The sequence below is a fragment of the Streptosporangium vulgare genome (assembly GCF_042428775.1).
Taxonomy (GTDB): Bacteria; Actinomycetota; Actinomycetes; order Streptosporangiales; family Streptosporangiaceae; genus Streptosporangium; species Streptosporangium vulgare.
The window spans coordinates 120,033-137,590 of the sequence record NZ_JBHMBS010000003.1 but is presented as its reverse complement, the minus strand read 5'-3'; the positions used below and the strand labels follow the sequence as shown (position 1 = coordinate 137,590).

The window sequence follows — 17,558 nt, the reverse complement described above, 5'->3', positions numbered from 1 at the left end:
CCACGGTCACAGTCTGCGGTAAACCACGGCGTCTCGGCCATCCCTCCGGCATCTCCGCCGCTCCGGGGAAGGCTGAAACGCTCGTGTGATCGCCCGATCACCACGGAGAGCGGGTCCACATGTCAGGATTGGGATATGTCAGACGGTCACGGCTCCACTCCCGGTGCTCCCGGCACGCCCCCTGGCTGGGCGTCCAACCAACCCCCGCCGTACGGGAACACCCCGGGATCGCCGTGGACCGCGCCCGGCCCGGCGTCCGGCGCTCCCGAGAGCCCTCCCCAGGGGTTCCCGCAGGCTCCTCCGCCCGGTCCCGGACAGCCCTACGGCCAGGCGCCGTACCAGCAGCCGTACCCGCAGGGCCCCTACGGCGCGGGCGGGCCGCCCCCGGCGATGCGTCCCGGCATCATCCCGCTGCGCCCGCTCGGCCTGGGCGACATCCTCGACGGCGCGATCAAGCTGATGCGCTCCAACCCCAGGAGCGTGCTGGGCCTGTCGGCGATCGTCGCCGCGCTGGCCGCGGTCCCCCTCGCGATCGGGCAGGCGAGCGCGCTCGACACCTCCCTCTCCTCGATCCTGGAGAACCGGAACGCGGCTCCCTCGCAGCAGAACATCATCTTCGAGCAGAGCAGCACCCTGATCTCCTACGCGGTCGAGATCATCGCGGTGACGCTGCTGACCGGCGTGCTGACCCGCATCCTGGGCCGCGCGATCTTCGGCGGCAAAATGACGGCCGGCGAGGCCTGGACGCTGACCCGGAGCCGGGTGCCCACGCTGTTCGGGCTGGTCGTCGTCACCCTCGTGGCCCTGCTCGTCCCGCTGGCCCTGGTCGTCGGCCTGTTCCTCGCGCTCGGCGCGGCGGGGGCCGGGGCCGCCGTGGTGGCGGTCGCGGGCACGGTGGCGGTGCTGGCCTTCGTGATCTACGCCTTCTTCGTCTCCACCCGGCTCGCGCTCGCCCCGGCGGCCGCGGTGCTGGAGCGGCGCGGTGTTGTCAGCTCCCTGCGCAGGTCCTGGCAGCTGGTCTCCGGCGGCTTCTGGCGGACGCTCGGCATCCTGGTCCTCACCCAGATCATCGCGTTCCTGATCGGCCAGGTGCTCGCCTTCCCCTTCGTCCTGGGCGCGAGCTTCCTCGCCCTCCTCGGCGGCGGGTCCACCGGCGCGCAGATCCTCTCCGCGATCCTCATCGCCGTGGGCGTCACCCTCGGCTCGATGATCGCCTACCCCCTCCGGGCGGCGGTCAACGGCCTGCTCTACGCCGACCGGCGGATGCGCTCCGAGGCGTTCGACCTGGTGCTCCAGACCGCGGCGATCGAGCAGCGACGGCAGGGATGGGTCCACGCGTCGGCCGACGACCTGTGGGACCCCGCCGTCACCCCCTCGGGCCCCGCGCGGTACGGGTCCCCCGACCAGGGAGCCCCGTGGTCCCACTCCTGACGTCCCCGATCGACGTCGAGCGCGAGGAGGCGCGGCGCCAGGCGATCCGGGAGCTGCTCGGACCCGAGTACTCCAAGGAGTCCCTGGTCGACCGTCTCTGGCGGAACGTCAACCAGTTCACCGGCGACCTGCTCGACCAGGAGTCCCTGGGCGCCGTCGGCAGCGTGGCCGCGCGGGCGGCCCTCCTCGTGATCGTGATCGTGATCATCGTCTCGCTGCTCCTGATCGCGCGCAGGACCGCCGGGGGCGGCGCCTCCCGCGCGAAGGGGATCTTCGGGGACCGCCGCCTCACCGCCGCCGAGCACCGCGAGGCCGCCGAGCGGCTCGCGGCGGAGAGCCGGTGGGCCGAGGCGGTCCGCGAGCGGCTCCGGGCCGTCGCCCGCGACCTGGAGGACCGCGTGATCATCGACTACACCCCCGGCCGCACCGCCGGCGAGCTCGCCGCCGAGGCCGGCCGCGCGCTGCCCGCGCTCGCCGACGAGCTGTCCTCGGCGGCCCGGGTGTTCGACGACGTGACCTACGGCGAGGTGCCCGGCACGCCCGAGGCGTACGGGATCATGCGCGACCTCGACGACCACCTGCGCGCGGCCCGCCCGGCGCCCGCCGGACGGGCGGAGACGCCATGACCCCGGCCGCGCCCGGACGGTTGGAGCCGACCTCCCCCGAGGTCGCCTCCGGGGTCGATTCCGGGGCCGCTTCGGGGGCCTCCGCGCGGAGCCCCGGACAGACCACCGCGACGACCTCCGTCTCACCGACCGCCGGCGGCCTCTGGCGCGGCGGCAGGGGCGTACTGCTGGTGGCGCTCCTCGTGGTCGGCGTCGCCGTCGCCGGCGTGCTGCTCGGCGGCTCCGGCGGGCCGGGGAGGCTCCTCGACCCGGCCGACGCCTCGCTGTCGGGGGGCAAGGCCCTGGCCAGGCTGCTGCAGGCGCGCGGCGTGCGGGTCGAGCGGGTCACCTCGGTCGCCGAGGCCGCGACGCTGGCCGGGCGGGCGGGTCCCGCGGGCAGCACCCTGCTGCTGAGCGAGACCTTCCCGCTCGACGAGGCCGAGGCGAAGCGGCTCGCCACCCTGCCCTCGGACCTGCTGGCGGTGGGCGTACGAGCCCATCTGGACCTGCTAGCGCCGGGAATCGCCCCGAGGCGGGAGGCGCGGGCGCGTTCCCGCGAGCCCCGCTGCGGGCTGCCCGCCGCGGAGAGGGCGGGCAGCGCCTACACCGGCGGCGTGGCCCTCACCGCGCCACCGGGGTCGATCGGCTGCTACCCCGCCGACGGGGTGCCCACCCTGGTCTCCCACAGCGGCGCGGGCCGGACGGTCACCGTCGCGGGCGACGGACAGTTCATGACCAACCTGCGGCTCGCCGAGGACGGCAACGCCGCGCTGGCGGCGAACCTCGCCGGTGGGCGGCCCACCCTGATCTGGCTCACGCCCCCCGAGAGCGCCGCGCAGACGGGCGGCGGCAAGGCCGGTCTCTACGACCTGGTCCCCGAAGGGGTCAGGTGGGCCGTGGCACAGGTGCTCGTCGCGGTGCTGCTGCTGGCACTCTGGCGGGGCCGCAGGCTCGGCCCCGTGGTGGCCGAGCGGCTGCCCGTCGTCGTGCGGGCGGCCGAAACCGTCGAGGGACGTGCCAGGCTCTACCGCGCGCGACGGGCCCGCGACCGGGCCGCCGCGGCCCTGCGGGCGGGCTTCACCGACCGGGTCACCCCCCGCCTCGGGCTGCCCCCGGGGACGGGTCCCGACGCGCTGGTGAACGCGATCGCCGAGCGGACCGGCCAGGCGGCGTCGCACGTGGGCGCCGCCCTGTACGGACCGCCGCCGGTCGACGAGGCGGGGCTGGTAGCCCTCGCCGAATACATGGACATCGTGGAAAGGCAGGTCGGAAAGTCGTGACCACACCACCGGGGAACGGCGGTCTCACCGAGGCGACCTCCGTCGTCAGGACCGCGCCCGGCGCATCCGCCGTACCCGCCGCGCAGGGCACGGACCGCGCCAGGGAGGCGCTGGGAGCCCTGCGCGCCGAGGTCTCCAAGGCGGTCGTCGGCCAGGACGCCGTGGTCACCGGGCTGGTGATCGCGCTGCTCTGCCGGGGCCACGTGCTGCTCGAAGGCGTGCCCGGCGTCGCCAAGACCCTGCTCGTCAGGACACTGGCGGCGGCGCTCTCGCTCGATTTCAAGCGGGTGCAGTTCACCCCCGACCTCATGCCGGGCGACATCACCGGCTCGCTGATCTACGACGCGAAGACGTCGGAGTTCGAGTTCCGCGAGGGGCCGGTCTTCACCAACCTCCTGCTCGCCGACGAGATCAACCGCACGCCGCCGAAGACGCAGGCCGCGCTGCTGGAGGCGATGGAGGAGCGCCAGGTCAGCGTGGAGGGATCGGCGCGCGGGCTGCCCGACCCGTTCATCGTGGCCGCCACCCAGAACCCCGTCGAGTACGAGGGCACCTACCAGCTGCCCGAGGCGCAGCTCGACCGGTTCCTGCTCAAGCTGACCGTCCCGCTGCCGCCCCGCGACCAGGAGATCGCGGTGCTGGAACGGCACGCGCTCGGCTTCGACCCGCGCGACCTGTCGTACGTCAAGGCCGTGGCCACCGCCGCCGACCTCGCCGCGGGACGCGCGGCGGTCGGCCAGGTGCACGTGGGCCCCGAGGTGCTCGGCTACATCGTGGACGTCGCCAGGGCCACCCGCCAGTCGCCCTCGCTCCAGCTCGGCGTCTCCCCGCGCGGCGCCACCGCGCTGCTCGCCGGGGCGCGGGCCTGGGCGTGGCTGTCCGGTCGCGGCTACGTGACGCCCGACGACGTCAAGGCGCTGGCCAGGCCCGCGATGCGGCACCGGATCCAGATACGCCCCGAGGCCGAGCTGGAGGGCGCGACCGCCGACGGCCTCATCGACGCCATCCTCGCCTCCGTCCCCGTCCCCCGCTGACCATGGCGCTGACGGGACGGGCCGCGCTGCTGGCACTGCTGGGCACCCTGGCCGTGCTGTTCGCCCCCCGGCCGGGGCTCGCCGTGGCCGGGATGGCGCTGCTGATCGTGGCGCTGGTCGTGGTCGACCTTCTGCTGGCCGGGAGCGTGCGCCCGCTGCGCTTCACCCGCTCGGGCGAGCGGCTGGTACGGCTCGGCGAGTCGGTCACGGTCGAGCTGATCGTGGAGAACCCCGGCACCCGCCGGGCGCGCGGCGTGCTCAGGGACGCCTGGCCGCCGTCCGCCGGCGCCACGCCCCGGCACCTGCCGCTGGACGTGCCCCCGGGCGAGCGCCGCCGGCTGGTCACGACGCTCACCCCCACCCGCAGGGGCGACCGCGAGGCGGTCACGGTGACGGTGCGGTCGCTGGGCCCGCTGGGCGTGGCGGCCCGCCAGGGCTCGCACCGGGTGCCCTGGTCGGTCCGGGTGCTGCCGCCGTTCCTCAGCCGCAAGCACCTGCCCGCCAAGCTGTCCAGGCTCAGGGAGCTGGAGGGCCGGCACCCGTCGATGATCCGGGGGCAGGGCACCGAGTTCGACTCGCTGCGGGAGTACGTGGTCGGCGACGACGTCCGTTCGATCGACTGGCGGGCCACCGCGCGCCGTAACGACGTCGTGGTCCGCACCTGGCGGCCCGAGCGCGACCGCCGGGTGCTGATCGTGCTCGACACCGGCCGCACCTCGGCCGGGCGCGTGGGTACCGCGCCGATCCCGCTGGCGGGAGAGGTGCCCACGACCGGCGGGCGCGGCGGGGGCGGCGGGAGCACTGCGGCGCGGGTCGTGCCCGGCTGGCCCCGCCTCGACTGGTCGATGGACGCGGCGCTGCTGCTGGCCGCCCTCGCCTCCCGCGCGGGCGACCGGGTCGACTTCATGGCCCACGACCGCGGGGTGCGCGCCTGGGTGTCCGGCACCGGCCGTACGGAGCTGCTGTCGTCGCTGGTCAACACGATGGCCCCGATCGAGGCCGAGCTGGTCGAGGCCGACTCCGCGGGGATGGTCGCGGCCGTCATGTCGCGGGCCAGGCGGCGCTGCCTGGTCGTCGTGCTGACCGACCTCAACCCGGCGGCGCTGGAGGAGGGCCTGCTGCCGGTCCTGCCCCGGCTCTCCTCGCGGCACCTGGTGCTCCTGGCCGCCGTCTCCGACCCGCAGGTGGCCGAGATGGCCGCCGGGCGCGGCACCTCCGAGCTGGTCTACGGCGCGGCGGCGGCCGAGCACCTGAGGGCGGGGCGGCGCAGGATCACCGCCCTGCTGCGCCGTCAGGGCGTGGAGGTCGTCGACACCGCCCCCGAGCAGATCGCCCCGGCCCTGGCCGACGCCTACCTGGCGCTGAAGGCGGCCGGGCGGCTCTGACGGCGTCTCCCCAGGGCTCCAGGTCTCTCCCCGGGGGTTCTCCAGGTCGGGGCTCAGCCCGCGCTGGGGGCCAGGTCGGGGGCGCGCTCCACGTCGCCGCTCTCGCCCGCGGCCACGGCCCGGCGGCCGAAGAAGATCACGTAGGCGAGGAAGGCGGCCTCCGCGACCACCCCGATGCCGATCCGGGCCCAGGTGGGCAGTCCCGAGGGGGTGACCAGGCCCTCGATGAGCCCCGAGACGAGCAGCACCACGACCAGGCCGAGGGCGACGCTCATCACGGCCCTGCCCTGCTCGGCGAGGGCCTCGGCACGCCTGCGCGGGCCGGGGTCGACGACCGTCCAGCCGAGGCGCATGCCGACGGCCGCGGCGAGGAACACCGCGGTCAGCTCCAGCAGGCCGTGCGGGGTGATCAGCCCGAAGAAGATGTCGAGCTTGCCGCGCGAGGCCATCAGGCCGGCGGAGACGGCCACGTTGAGCGCGTTCTCCCACAGGACGTAAGGGATCGGCAGGCCGAGCAGGATCGACATGATGATGACCTGCATCGAGACCCAGGCGTTGTTGACCCAGACCTGTCCGGCGAAGGAGGTCGCCGGGTTCTCCGAGTAGTAGTCGGCGAAGTCGTGTTCGACGAGCTGGGTGATCTCCTCGGGGGTGGCGATCGCCGCCTGGACGTCGGGGTTCTGCCCCACCCAGACGGCGACGACCGTGGAGACCAGCAGGAACGCGACGCTCGTGGCCAGCCACCACCAGCGGGCCCGGTAGGCGACCACCGGGAAGGAGACCGTGAAGAAGCGGACGAACTCCCGCCAGGCCGGGGTGTGCGCCCCGGTCACGGCGGAGCGGGCGCGGGCGACGAGCGCCGACAGGCGGCCCACCAGGATCGGGTCGGCGGAGGCGGAACGGACGAGGGACAGATGCGTGGCGACCCGCTGGTAGAGGTCGACCAGCTCGTCGACCTCGGCGCCGTCCAGCGAGCCGCGCCGCCGGACCAGGTCCTCAAGGCGGTCCCAGGCGGGCCGGTGCGCGGTGACGAAGGCGTCGATGTCCACGCGGGCAGCCTATCCAGTCGAAGGTAGGGTGCTGATTGTGTCCGATGTCGTAACCGGCGAGGCCGTCGTCGTCGAGGTCCGTGTCGCCCAGCTCCCGAGCAGGGCCGCGGCGCTGCTGATCGACATGACGGTCCAGGTCGTGACGCTGCTCGGCGCCTCCCTGCTGGTCGGCAGCCTGGGACTCCTGAGCGATCCGGCGCTGACCGCGATGGTCTACATCGTGCTCACCGTGCTCGTGGTCGTCGGGTATCCGGTGATCTTCGAGACGCTCACGCGCGGGCGCAGCCTGGGCAAGCTCGCGCTGGGGCTCCGGGTCGTCAGCGACGACGGCGGCCCCGAGCGGTTCCGGCAGGCCCTGTTCCGCGGGCTGGCGGGGGTCCTGGAGTTCTGGATGCTCAGCGGCGCCCCCGCGCTGATCAGCTCGCTGATCTCGGAGAAGGGCAAGCGGCTCGGCGACCTCTTCTCCGGCACCATCGTGATCTCCGAACGCGTCCCGCGGCAGTACGGGCCGCCGCTGGACATGCCGCCGATGCTCGCGCCGTGGGCGGCGACGCTGGAGCTGTCGCGGCTGCCCGAGCAGGTCGCGGCCACCGCGAGACAGTACCTCATGCGCTGGCACGACCTGGCCCCCGCCGTCCAGCACGAGATGGGTGTGCGCATCGCCACCGAGATGTCGGCCTTCGTGTCGCCGCCCGCCCCTCCCGGCGTGCCGCCGTTCGCCTACCTGACCGCCGTCCTGGCCGAGCGCCGCCGCCGCGAGCAGGCGCGCCTGGCCCAGCAGTGGCACGACCGGCAGCGGGCCGGCGAGCAGTGGGCCGGTGAGCGACGACCCGGCGAGCAGTGGGCCGGTGGGCAGCGGGCCGGCCAGGGATGGCCCGGCCACGTCGCGCCCCCACCCCATCAGGCTCCCCCGCCGTCGCCCCGGCCCTACGCGGCCGCGCCGCCCCCGTCGTACGCGCCGCCGAGGGCCGGAGACGGGCCGTACCCCAACGGGGCCGGAGACAGGTCGTACGCGCCCAACGGGACGGGAGAGGGGCCGTACGCGCCCCCGCCCTCGTCGTACGCCCCCAGGGCCGGAGACGGGCCGTACGCGCCTCCGGGGACGGCGTCCCGGCCTCACGCCCAGCCCGCCTACCCGGCGCCGCAGCCGCGGATCCCGCTCCCTCCCCCGGCGGAGGCAGCGCCCTATGTGCCCTCCGCGCCCTATGTGCCCTCCGCGCCCCCGCCGCCCGCAGCCGGGCCCGCCACGCGGGAGCCCGGTCCTACGCCCGGCGGGTTCGTCCCTCCCGCCTGACCTCTCCCCCTCAAAGGCTCCCTCACCGGTTCGCACCTCTCAACCGGCGCGGTGTCCGTACGCGCGTACGTGCCCGTACGGACCACGGGCCGTACGGGCACGTCGGCGGGAACGCGAAGAGGGACGGCGGGAGATCCGCCGTCCCTCTCCTCACGAGATCCGTGAAACCGCTACGGGTCCCTCGTCAACACCGCTCGCCCTCGTGGGCGATCACGCGTCAGTGGCCGTGGCCGTGGCCGCCGTAGGAGGCCTGGGTCTGCACGTTCAGCCGGTCCATGCGGACGCTCTTGGCCGGGTCGGTGCGACGGTCGTCGATCTTGAGGACGTCCAGTCCCCTGCGGAAGTCGCTGGCGTAGACGTAGCCGTTGTAGTAGTACGCGGACCAGATGCCGCCGCCTCCGCCGTCGGGCTCGGGGCCGCGCTCGAAGAAGCCGATCTCCTTCGGGTGGGACGAGTCGGTGAAGTCCACGAAGGAGACGCCGCCCTGGTACCAGGCCTGGACCATGATGTCCTTGCCCTTGACCGGGATCAGCGAGCCGTTGTGCGCGACGCAGTTCTCGGTGTCGGCCTGGTAGCGAGTGATCTTGAAGTAGCCCTTGAAGACGAGCTTGCCGCGGACGATGTCGTAGTAGGCGTTGGCGCCGCGGTTCGGGCCGGTGGCCTCGTTGCAGGTGGCCTGGCCGCCGCCGCCGAGCTCGTCGGTGAAGATGACCTTGGTGCCCTCGTTGTTGAACGTCGCCGAGTGCCAGAACGCGAAGTTCGGGTCGGTGGTCCGCGCGGTGATCACCGGGTTCTCCCGGTCGGAGATGTCGAACAGGACGCCGTCACCCATGCAGGCCCCGGCCGCGATGTCCTTCTCCGCGTAGACGGTGATGTCGTGGCAGCCGCTGGTCGGCAGCAGCAGGCCCGGCTGCGTCTCGTTGCCGCCGTCGGGGAAGACGACCGGCGTCTTGACCACGGCCGCGGCGGTCGGGGTGCGCAGCGGCACCTTGATGACCGAGATCTTGTCGTGCGGCGGCTGGCAGTCGGGGAACGTGGCGTTCGGGTTGTAGGAGGAGACGTAGAGGTAGACGTTCTTGCGGTCCCTGGACTTGCCGGGAACGAGTGTCAGGGTGTGGGAGCCGCAGTTGGTCTCGACCGACTTGATGTACTTGGGGTTCTTCTTGTCGCTGATGTCGAAGATCCGAACCCCTTCCCACGACTCCTTGACGCTGGCGGGCTGGGCGACACTGCTGCAGGAGTCGTCGTTGCGGGAGTTGTCGACCGCGGCGAACAGGAGGTCTCCGTAGACCGACACGTCCATCTGCGAGCCGGGGCACAGCACGCCGCTGACGAGCTTGGCACGCCTCGGGTTCCTGATGTCGTAGATCGAGAAACCGCCGTAGTTGCCGACGTAGGCGTAGTCACCCTGGAAGGCGATGTCGGTGTTGGTGGTGGCCTCAAGGCCGGGGAGCTTGGGCAGGGTGCCCACGTGCGTCACGTTGGGGCTGGTGACGACCTCACCGGGGGGAGGAATGTCGGCGGCCTGGGCCGAGACCGTGGACGTCAGCATCGCGGCGGCCGTGGCCACCACCGCCAACGTCCGGACGATCCTTCGGGGAGCGAACACTGCGGGTGCCTCCTTGAAGCGGACATAAGGCATGCATAAATTAGCAAACCGTCCACCTTGACGCCCGAGTCAACATCACGCGACTTTGTCACAATAAAATTTAATTCAACCTCTTTACTTACACTCCAGAAAAGTTTATTATATTACTCCTTTTGTGGCTCACCGTGGGGTTCCGGCACGAGCGAAGGTCGCCGGGCGCCCGTCCGGCGCCCGGCGACCTTCACGTCAAAGGTCAGTGACCCTTGTCGGGCTGGTAGGAGTCCTGGGTCTGCGGGTTCAGGTCCTTGAACTTGACCTTGCCCGCCTTGTCGAGGAGATCGTCGTTGATCTTCAGAACGTCAAGACCGAGGTTGAAGTCGCTGCCGTAGACGTGACCGTTGTAGTAGTACGCCGACCAGAAGCCACCGCTGAGCCGGTGGGCGCTGTCGGGACCGCGCTCGAAGAAGGCGATCTCCTGCGCGTTGGCCGAGTCGGTGAAGTCCACGACCGAGATGCCACCCTGGTACCAGGCCTGGACCATGATGTCCTTGCCCTTGACCGGGATCAGCGAGCCGTTGTGCGCGACACAGTTCTCGGTGTCGTCCTGGTGGCGGGGGATCTTGAAGTAACCCTTGAAGGCGAACTGGCCGTCCTGGAGGTCGTAGTAGGCGTTGGCGCCGCGGTTCGGGCCGATCGCCTCGTTGCAGGTCGCCGCGCCGCCGCCACCGAGCTCGTCGGTGAAGACGACCTTGGTGCCCTTGTTGTTGAACGTCGCCGAGTGCCAGAACGCGAAGTTCTCGTCGTCACGGACCGTGGCGGTGACCTTCGGGTCGACCGGGTTGGAGATGTCCATCAGGATGCCCTCGCCCATGCAGGCGCCGGCGGCGATGTCCTTCTCCGGGTAGGCGGTGATGTCGTGGCAGCCGCTCGTCGCCGAGGTGCGGTAGGGGTACGGCAGGCTCTCGCCGGGGTTACCGCCGTCCGGGAACAGAACCGGCGTGGCGACGACCTCGGCGGCCTCCGGGTTCTTCACCGGCACCTTGATGATCGAGATCTTGTCGTGCGGCGGCTGGCAGTCGGGGAACGACGCGTTCGGGCTGTAGGAGGAGACGTAGACGTAGACGTTCTTCTTGTCCCTGCCCTTGCCGGGGACGAGGGTCAGGGTGTGCGAGCCACAGTTGGTCTCGACCGCCTTGACGTACTTGGGGTTCTGCTTGTCGCTGACGTCGAAGATCCGGACACCCTCCCACGATTCCTTGATCGCGGCGCTCTGGCCGACGCTGCTGCAGGAGTCGTTGTTGCGCGAGGAGTCGACCGCGGCGAAGAGCAGGTCGCCATGGACGGACAGGTCCATCTGGCCGCCGGGACAGACCACCGAGCTGACCACCGAGGTCTTCTTCGGGTCCTTGATGTCGTAGATCGAGAAGCCGCTGTAGTTGCCGACGAAGGCGTAGTCGCCCTGGAACGCCATGTCGGTGTTGATGTCTGTCAGGCTGGCCGGCTTGGGCACGTTGGTGACGTGCTCGACGTTCCCGCTCTTGGCGATCTCGCCCGGCGCCGGAATGTCAGCGGCCTGCGCGGGTACCGCGGCCAGAACCATGGCGACGGTGACCCCGGCCACGAACAGGAAACGACCGGTCAGGCCCTTCCTTGGGGGGGTGGACACTTTGTACCTCCTAGCTGCATGCACTGATAAAGCGTGCATAAATGTCTGAATCGTTCACCCTGAGCGGCCGGTCAGGCAAGACGTCACAGTGTCAGCAACTGTTTCCGACATGTAGTCTTTACGGACAGCCCTCGGAGGGGTTACGGTCTTGCGGCACTGGACATGCAGGCCAAAACATCCCATGCCTCCCGTAGGGGCCCCTCTTCTCGTGTCGGCCCGACCCGTTAGGGTTGGGGTGTTCCCGCGGCGGACACGGTGGACGTGGCGTTACAGGCGGGACAGAGCGTGCCGTGTTCACATGGGGATTCACGTGGATGTTCACGTGGAGCTTGAGGCGTGCCCGACCTGCGGATCGACAGATCCCACCGGGGCCGGAAGCCGGCATCCCCGGCTCTCAGGCCGCGGAAGGACGGTAATGGACACTCACGAAGGAGGCCGGGTGCGCGTCGCGCTCATCGCCGTGGTCGCCGTCCTGTCTCTCGGCGCGTGCACCTCGGAGCCGGAGGCCCCCGCGATCCCCGAGGCCGCCGCCTCGGCACCGGTGATCGTCCCAGGCAGGCCGGGTGAAGCCGCCAGGACCGTCGGCCCGGGCGAGGCCGCCACGCTCGTGCCCTCGCCCACCGTGAACGCGGCCGACGTGAAGTACCTCCAGGACATGATCGTTCACCACCGCCAGGCCCTCGACATGGCCACCCTCGCCCCGACCAGGGCCGAGCACACCAGGCTCAAGGGCCTCGCCTCCCGCATCAAGGACGCGCAGGGGCCGGAGATCCAGTTCATGACCACCTGGCTCCAGCAGCAGGGGCAGCGGGTCCCCGAACACCATGCCGGGCACGGCGACATGCCCGGCATGGCCACGCCGGAGCAGATGGACGCGCTCAAGGCCGCCTCGGGCAAGGACTTCGACCGGCTCTTCCTCCAGCTCATGATCGCGCACCATCAGGGCGCGCTCACGATGTCCGAGCAGGTCCTGACCTCCGGCTCACACGTGCGGGTCGAGGAGCTGGCCAACGACATCTCGGTCACCCAGAGCGCCGAGATCCGCAGGATGCGGGAGATGCAGGCCGAGCTCTGACTCGCTCCCCTTCGTGGGCGGTTCGCGAGGATCGCGCCGTCCTTCGCCTCCGCCGGGCGCTCACCCCTGATCACGCACCCGGTGCGGACCGCCGTCGCCACGACCGTACGTCGTAGCCCCGCGGCAGGGTGTCCAGCGCCTTGACCGGGTCGACTCCGGCCGTGGAACAGGCATGGAACGAACACGGAGCGGATCCGGAAAAGGCACGAATCGGCGAATCGGCGAATCCCCTGTACCGACAATTAGACTGACAAATCATGACTTTGTCAGAACAAAATTTGATTAACCCCTTTACTTGATCATCAGAAAAAATTTACAGGCCACCTTCTTTCCTGTTCGCCCCGCTTGGGCGACGGCCGATATCAAAGATCGGCGACCTGAACTCCAGGAGCTACGGCAGCGAGGGCGGCAACGACATCACCGCCGCGCTCGTCAGGCCGGACACCGCGGACTCCCCGCTCTCGGTCACGGTCACCGGCAAGGACATCGTGGTCAACCTGGCCACGAACGCCTCCGGCGCGATCACCAGCACCGCCAAGCAGGTGGTCGACGCCGTCAACGCCGACCCGGCGGCGTCCGCTCTGGTGACGGCGAACCCCTACCGCGGCAACGCGGGCGCGGGCGTGGTGGCCGCCGCGGCGGACGTACGGCTCACCGACTTCCTCAAGGCGCCGGCGAGCGTGTCACGCGACCCGTTCCAGATGAAGGTCCTTCACATCGGCAAGAGCCGGGACCGTTCCAAGACCGGCGTGTTCCTCTACTGCCAGGAGCACGCTCGTGAGTGGGTCACCCCGATCACCTGTCTGGAGGCCGCCGAGCGGCTGCTGCGCAACTACGCGCAGGACAGGGAGACCAGGAAGCTCCTGGACGACCTCGACATCTTCGTGCTGCCGACCACCAACCCCGACGGTTCGCACTACTCGATGCACGACTACAACATGCAGCGCAGGAACATGACCAACCACTGCGCCGACGACGCGTCCGACCCCGCGCGCCGCAACTCCTGGAGGGTGGACCTGAACCGCAACTTCTCGGTCGGCGCCTTCTCCGACGGATACAACGGCGCCTCGGCGACCTGCACCAGCGACACCTACGCCGGCCCCGCCAAGCTCTCGGAGCCGGAGGCCCGCAACGAGGTGTGGCTCACCAACGAGTATCCGAACATCAAGTTCGCGATGAACACGCACTCCTACGGCGGCTACTTCATGTGGCCTCCCGGCGCCTACAAGACCGCCGGACGCGAGGTGCTGCCGCGGGTCGACTTCGGTACCGAGAACTACTTCTGGTCCGCCTCCGACCACATCCTGTCCGCGGTGCAGACCCACCGCGGCACGGCGATCTGGGTGGGTGAGTCGATCCAGGGCCTCGCCGCCCAGCAGACCACGGTCGACACCTCACTCTGGGCATTGCCGTGGCCGCAACTCGTTTTCCTCGCCCTCCTCGTTCTCACCTTCCTCGTCGTCCGGACGCTGCTTTCCCGGCGCCGCAAGCGCCGCGAGCAGCAGGCCGCGATCCTGCGCGAGGCGAGCGAACTGATCGCCCAGTACGGCGACAAGCCGGAGAAGTCATCATGACGAGGGATTTTCCGCACACGCGGCGTATCTCGTCTGTGACGGACGGAAGGGAGGTCAGGAACCGAGCCGCCACGAGTGGAGGTATTCCTCCTGGTCAGCGGTGAGATCGTCCATCTCGATCCCGGCCGCGGCCAGCTTGAGCCGCGCCACCTCCACGTCGACCTCTCCCGGCACGTCGTAGACCCCCGGCTCCAGCCGCGCCCGCTCGCGGACCAGCCACGCCACCGAGAGCACCTGCGCGGAGAAGGACATGTCCATGACGGCGGCCGGATGGCCCTCGGCGGCGGTCAGGTTCACCAGGCGGCCCTCGGCGAGCAGCAGGAGCCTGCGGCCGTCGGCGAGGACGTACTCGTCGGTGTTGGGGCGCACCCCCCGATGGACGACGTGCGCCAGGTCGTCCAGGGCGCGGACGTCGATCTCGACGTCGAAGTGCCCGGCGTTGGCCAGGATCGCGCCGTCCTTCATCTCCGCCAGGTGCTCGCCCCTGATCACGTCGCGGTTGCCGGTGACCGTGACGAACACGTCCCCGGCGCGGGCCGCCGCCGCCATCGACCGTACGTCGTAGCCCTGCAGCGAGGCGTCCAGCGCCTTGACGGGGTCGATCTCGGTCACCACGACCCGCGCTCCCAGGCCCCTCGCCCGCTCGGCGACGCCCCGGCCGCAGTAGCCGAACCCGGCGACCACCACGGTCTTGCCCGCGAGCAGGGTGTTCGTGGCGCGCATGATCCCGTCCATGGTCGACTGACCGGTGCCGTAGCGGTTGTCGAACATCCGCTTGGTCCGCGTGTCGTTGACCGCCACCACGGGGAACCTGAGGGCCTTCTCCGCGGCCATCTGGCGGAGCCTGATGATCCCGGTGGTGGTCTCCTCGCACCCGCCGGAGACCGTCTCCAGCAGCTCGGTCCGCTCCGTGTGCAGGATGTTGACAAGGTCGCAGCCGTCGTCCAGGACGATGTCCGGGACGATGTCGAGCGCCTGGTGGATGTGGTGGTAGTAGGCGTCCATGGTCACACCGGCCCGCGCGTGCACGACGACGCCGTACTCGCGGAGCGCCTCGGCGACGTCGTCCTGAGTGGACAGGGGGTTCGACGCGGCCAGGGCGATCTCGGCCCCGCCCGCCTTGAGGGTGCCCATGAGCACGGCGGTCTCGGCGGTGACGTGCAGGCACGCGGCGATCCGCAGCCCGTCGAAGGGCCGCTCCGCGGCGAACCGCTCGCCAAGGGCGGTGAGCACGGGCATCGCCCGCGCCGCCCATCCGATCCTCAACTCCCCCGCGGCCACCAGGGCGCGCTCAGCGCTGTCCACATCTCTCCCCAGGTCTGCCCGAACCCCAAAATCGCCGGAAGGCCCCCGCGAAGCGGCGGGGGCCCGGTGAAACTCGACCGCGGATGTCAGTAACGGTAGTGGTCGGACTTGTAGGGGCCCTCGACGTCGACGCCGATGTACTCGGCCTGGGCCTTGGTGAGCGTGGTGAGCTTCACGCCCAGGGCGTCGAGGTGGAGGCGCGCGACCTTCTCGTCCAGGTGCTTGGGCAGCACGTAGACGCCGATCGGGTAGTCGTCGGTCTTGGTGAACAGCTCGATCTGCGCGATCACCTGGTTGGTGAAGGAGTTGGACATGACGAACGAGGGGTGGCCGGTGGCGCAGCCCAGGTTCATCAGGCGGCCCTCGGCGAGCACGATGATCTGCTTGCCGTCGGGGAAGCGCCAGGTGTGGACCTGCGGCTTGACCTCGGTCTTCTCGATGCCCGGGATACGCGCCAGGCCGGCCATGTCGATCTCGTTGTCGAAGTGACCGATGTTGGACACGATCGCGTTGTGCTTCATCCGGGCCATGTGGTCGGCCGTGATGATGTCGAAGTTGCCGGTCGTCGTGACGAAGATGTCGACGAGGCCGACGACCTCGTCCAGGGTGGTGACCTGGAAGCCGTCCATGGCGGCCTGGAGCGCGCAGATCGGGTCGATCTCGGTGACGATGACGCGGGCGCCCTGGCCCTTGAGGGCCTCGGCGCAGCCCTTGCCGACGTCGCCGTACCCGGCGACGAGCGCCACCTTGCCGCCGATCAGCACGTCGGTGGCGCGGTTGAGGCCGTCGATCACCGAGTGGCGGCAGCCGTACTTGTTGTCGAACTTGGACTTGGTCACCGAGTCGTTGACGTTGATCGCCGGGAAGAGCAGCGTGCCGGTCTTGAACATCTCGTACAGGCGGTGCACGCCGGTGGTGGTCTCCTCGGTGACGCCCTTGATCTGCGAGGCGACCCGGGTCCAGCGGCCCTCGTCGGTGACCGTGCGGCGGAGCAGGTCGAGGACGACGCCCCACTCCTCGGGGTCGTTCTCACCGGTGCTGGGCACGGCGCCGGCCTTCTCGTACTCGCTGCCCTTGTGGACGAGCATGGTGGCGTCGCCGCCGTCGTCGAGGATCATGTTGGGACCGTCGGCACCGGGCCACGTCAGGGCCTGCTCGGTGCACCACCAGTACTCCTCCAGGGTCTCGCCCTTCCAGGCGAAGACCGGGACGCCCTGGGGGTTCTCCGGGGTGCCCTCCGGGCCGACGACCACGGCGGCGGCGGCGTGGTCCTGGGTGGAGAAGATGTTGCAGCTCACCCAGCGAACCTCCGCGCCGAGCGCGACCAGGGTCTCGATGAGCACGGCGGTCTGGATGGTCATGTGCAGCGAGCCCATGATCTTCGCGCCGGCCAGCGGCTGGGCCGCGGCGTACTCCTTGCGGACGGCCATCAGGCCCGGCATCTCGTGCTCGGCGAGCTGGATCTCCCTGCGCCCGAAGGCCGCAAGAGAAAGGTCGGCGACCTTGAAGTCCATGTGTGGTTACCCCTCTGGTTGATGGCGGCGTTCGCCTCACACCCTCGCCCGTCGCGCTCGTCTCGCGATCGTGCTTCGCTCCAAGGCCGGGCTCGCCGTTCCATCGGAACAGTCGACGCATGCGAGTTTAGGCGGCTGGAACGCCTCCGCGCACCTTTTGAACGGGTAACCTGACACAAGAATGTAAGGTTTCTCGCAAAACCGCTGGAAAGAGGTCACCGATGCGGATCACCGAGGCCGCCGGAAAGCTGGGCATGTCTCCCCGGATGCTTCGCTACCGCGAGGCGCTCGGGCTGCTCCCCCCGGTCAGGCACCAGGGCGCGCACCGGCGGTTCGGCCCCGACGAGCTCTCGGCCGTCGCCCAGAGCGTCGAGCTGGAGAAGCGGTTCGACGTCTCCCCCGCCGAGCTCGCCTTCGCGCTGCGGACACTGAGCGAGCCCGCGGTCGCGCAGGCCGTACGGGACCTGGGGCTGCGGATCGGCCGCCTCCAGGCCCCCCGCAGGGCACTGGACTTCGAGAAGGAGAAGGCGCTGCGCCTGCTCCAACGCCGTACTCAGGGGTGATCGAAAGGCACCGAAGGCGGGACGCCCCGGCCGGCGACCCCGCTCTCGCGGAGTGCTCGGCCCGCTCCACGACCCCCGCGTCCCACCCGCTCGATCACCCCATGGTCCGAAAAAAACGCGGGACCCCGGCGATGTGCGCCGGGGTCCCGCGTCCGAGCCGGGATTCCCACCCTGGGGTGCGGACAGGCGGTGACG

General features: G+C 70.7%; 14 protein-coding genes. 9 read left to right on the top strand and 5 right to left on the bottom strand.

The features are described 5' to 3' along the window. Positions 1 to 135 precede the first annotated feature (135 nt). The 5 genes from ACFFRH_RS07495 (at position 136) to ACFFRH_RS07475 (ending at position 5,735) form a co-directional block, all read left to right on the top strand. Positions 136 to 1,431 (top strand): DUF7847 domain-containing protein, encoded by a 1,296-nt coding sequence (locus tag ACFFRH_RS07495; protein ID WP_386155233.1) that lies wholly within the window; start codon positions 136 to 138, stop codon positions 1,429 to 1,431. Next, complete coding sequence (locus ACFFRH_RS07490) at positions 1,416 to 2,057, top strand: DUF4129 domain-containing protein (protein ID WP_344748654.1); 642 nt, start codon at positions 1,416 to 1,418, stop codon at positions 2,055 to 2,057. Before ACFFRH_RS07495 ends, ACFFRH_RS07490 begins: the two co-directional genes overlap by 16 nt. After that, positions 2,054 to 3,316, top strand: a complete 1,263-nt coding sequence (locus tag ACFFRH_RS07485; RefSeq protein ID WP_386155230.1) for a DUF4350 domain-containing protein — start codon at positions 2,054 to 2,056, stop codon at positions 3,314 to 3,316. The genes ACFFRH_RS07490 and ACFFRH_RS07485 overlap by 4 nt, the downstream gene beginning before the upstream one ends. Before the next feature lie 110 nt (positions 3,317 to 3,426). Beyond that, positions 3,427 to 4,350 carry an AAA family ATPase gene (locus ACFFRH_RS07480; RefSeq protein ID WP_344748686.1) on the top strand — a complete coding sequence of 308 codons (924 nt, stop codon included), beginning with the start codon at positions 3,427 to 3,429 and terminating at the stop codon, positions 4,348 to 4,350. 2 nt (positions 4,351 to 4,352) lie between these two features. Then, the gene (locus ACFFRH_RS07475; RefSeq protein WP_344748655.1) at positions 4,353 to 5,735 is read left to right on the top strand and encodes a DUF58 domain-containing protein; all 1,383 of its coding nucleotides are present in this window, start codon (positions 4,353 to 4,355) and stop codon (positions 5,733 to 5,735) included. 53 nt (positions 5,736 to 5,788) lie between these two features. Here the strand turns inward: ACFFRH_RS07475 and ACFFRH_RS07470 are convergent, their stop codons facing one another. After that, entirely contained in the window at positions 5,789 to 6,784 is a 996-nt protein-coding gene (locus tag ACFFRH_RS07470; RefSeq protein ID WP_344748657.1) for a stage II sporulation protein M, read from the bottom strand. Between the two features lie 37 nt (positions 6,785 to 6,821). Between ACFFRH_RS07470 and ACFFRH_RS07465 the strand changes: the two genes are divergently transcribed. Next, a complete protein-coding gene (locus ACFFRH_RS07465) occupies positions 6,822 to 8,078 on the top strand; it encodes an RDD family protein (RefSeq protein ID WP_386155228.1) in 1,257 nt (418 codons plus the stop codon). A gap of 217 nt (positions 8,079 to 8,295) precedes the next feature. On the opposite strand, the gene ACFFRH_RS07460 is transcribed toward ACFFRH_RS07465, so the two are convergent. Continuing rightward, on the bottom strand, positions 8,296 to 9,687 hold the full coding sequence (locus tag ACFFRH_RS07460) for an LVIVD repeat-containing protein (RefSeq protein WP_386155226.1): 1,392 nt from the start codon (positions 9,685 to 9,687) through the stop codon (positions 8,296 to 8,298). 232 nt (positions 9,688 to 9,919) lie between these two features. Further along, positions 9,920 to 11,332 carry an LVIVD repeat-containing protein gene (locus ACFFRH_RS07455; RefSeq protein ID WP_344748659.1) on the bottom strand — a complete coding sequence of 471 codons (1,413 nt, stop codon included), beginning with the start codon at positions 11,330 to 11,332 and terminating at the stop codon, positions 9,920 to 9,922. Between the two features lie 415 nt (positions 11,333 to 11,747). On the opposite strand from ACFFRH_RS07455, the gene ACFFRH_RS07450 reads away from it, so the two are divergent. Together ACFFRH_RS07450 and ACFFRH_RS07445 are read left to right on the top strand one after the other, a co-directional pair. Beyond that, positions 11,748 to 12,407, top strand: coding sequence for a DUF305 domain-containing protein (locus tag ACFFRH_RS07450; protein ID WP_386155223.1), 660 nt, complete (start codon positions 11,748 to 11,750; stop codon positions 12,405 to 12,407). Between the two features lie 488 nt (positions 12,408 to 12,895). Next, positions 12,896 to 13,981 (top strand): M14 family metallopeptidase, encoded by a 1,086-nt coding sequence (locus tag ACFFRH_RS07445; RefSeq protein ID WP_344748661.1) that lies wholly within the window; start codon positions 12,896 to 12,898, stop codon positions 13,979 to 13,981. Positions 13,982 to 14,035: 54 nt separating this feature from the next. Here the strand turns inward: ACFFRH_RS07445 and ACFFRH_RS07440 are convergent, their stop codons facing one another. Beyond that, entirely contained in the window at positions 14,036 to 15,286 is a 1,251-nt protein-coding gene (locus ACFFRH_RS07440) for an adenosylhomocysteinase (protein ID WP_344748662.1), read from the bottom strand. Between the two features lie 86 nt (positions 15,287 to 15,372). Then, positions 15,373 to 16,800, bottom strand: coding sequence for an adenosylhomocysteinase (gene ahcY / locus ACFFRH_RS07435; protein WP_344748663.1), 1,428 nt, complete (start codon positions 16,798 to 16,800; stop codon positions 15,373 to 15,375). Between the two features lie 221 nt (positions 16,801 to 17,021). Between ahcY and ACFFRH_RS07430 the strand changes: the two genes are divergently transcribed. After that, positions 17,022 to 17,363 (top strand): MerR family DNA-binding transcriptional regulator, encoded by a 342-nt coding sequence (locus ACFFRH_RS07430; RefSeq protein ID WP_344748664.1) that lies wholly within the window; start codon positions 17,022 to 17,024, stop codon positions 17,361 to 17,363. The last annotated feature ends 195 nt before the right edge of the window (positions 17,364 to 17,558 follow it).

What these genes read in the sequence shown, in the direction of transcription:
- ACFFRH_RS07430 (WP_344748664.1), top strand. Translation starts at nt 17,022, where the DNA reads ATGCGGATCACCGAGGCCGCCGGAAAGCTGGGCATGTCTCCCCGGATG.
- ahcY (WP_344748663.1), bottom strand. Translation starts at nt 16,800, where the DNA reads ATGGACTTCAAGGTCGCCGACCTTTCTCTTGCGGCCTTCGGGCGCAGG.
- ACFFRH_RS07495 (WP_386155233.1), top strand. Translation starts at nt 136, where the DNA reads ATGTCAGACGGTCACGGCTCCACTCCCGGTGCTCCCGGCACGCCCCCT.
- ACFFRH_RS07450 (WP_386155223.1), top strand. Translation starts at nt 11,748, where the DNA reads ATGGACACTCACGAAGGAGGCCGGGTGCGCGTCGCGCTCATCGCCGTG.
- ACFFRH_RS07485 (WP_386155230.1), top strand. Translation starts at nt 2,054, where the DNA reads ATGACCCCGGCCGCGCCCGGACGGTTGGAGCCGACCTCCCCCGAGGTC.
- ACFFRH_RS07475 (WP_344748655.1), top strand. Translation starts at nt 4,353, where the DNA reads ATGGCGCTGACGGGACGGGCCGCGCTGCTGGCACTGCTGGGCACCCTG.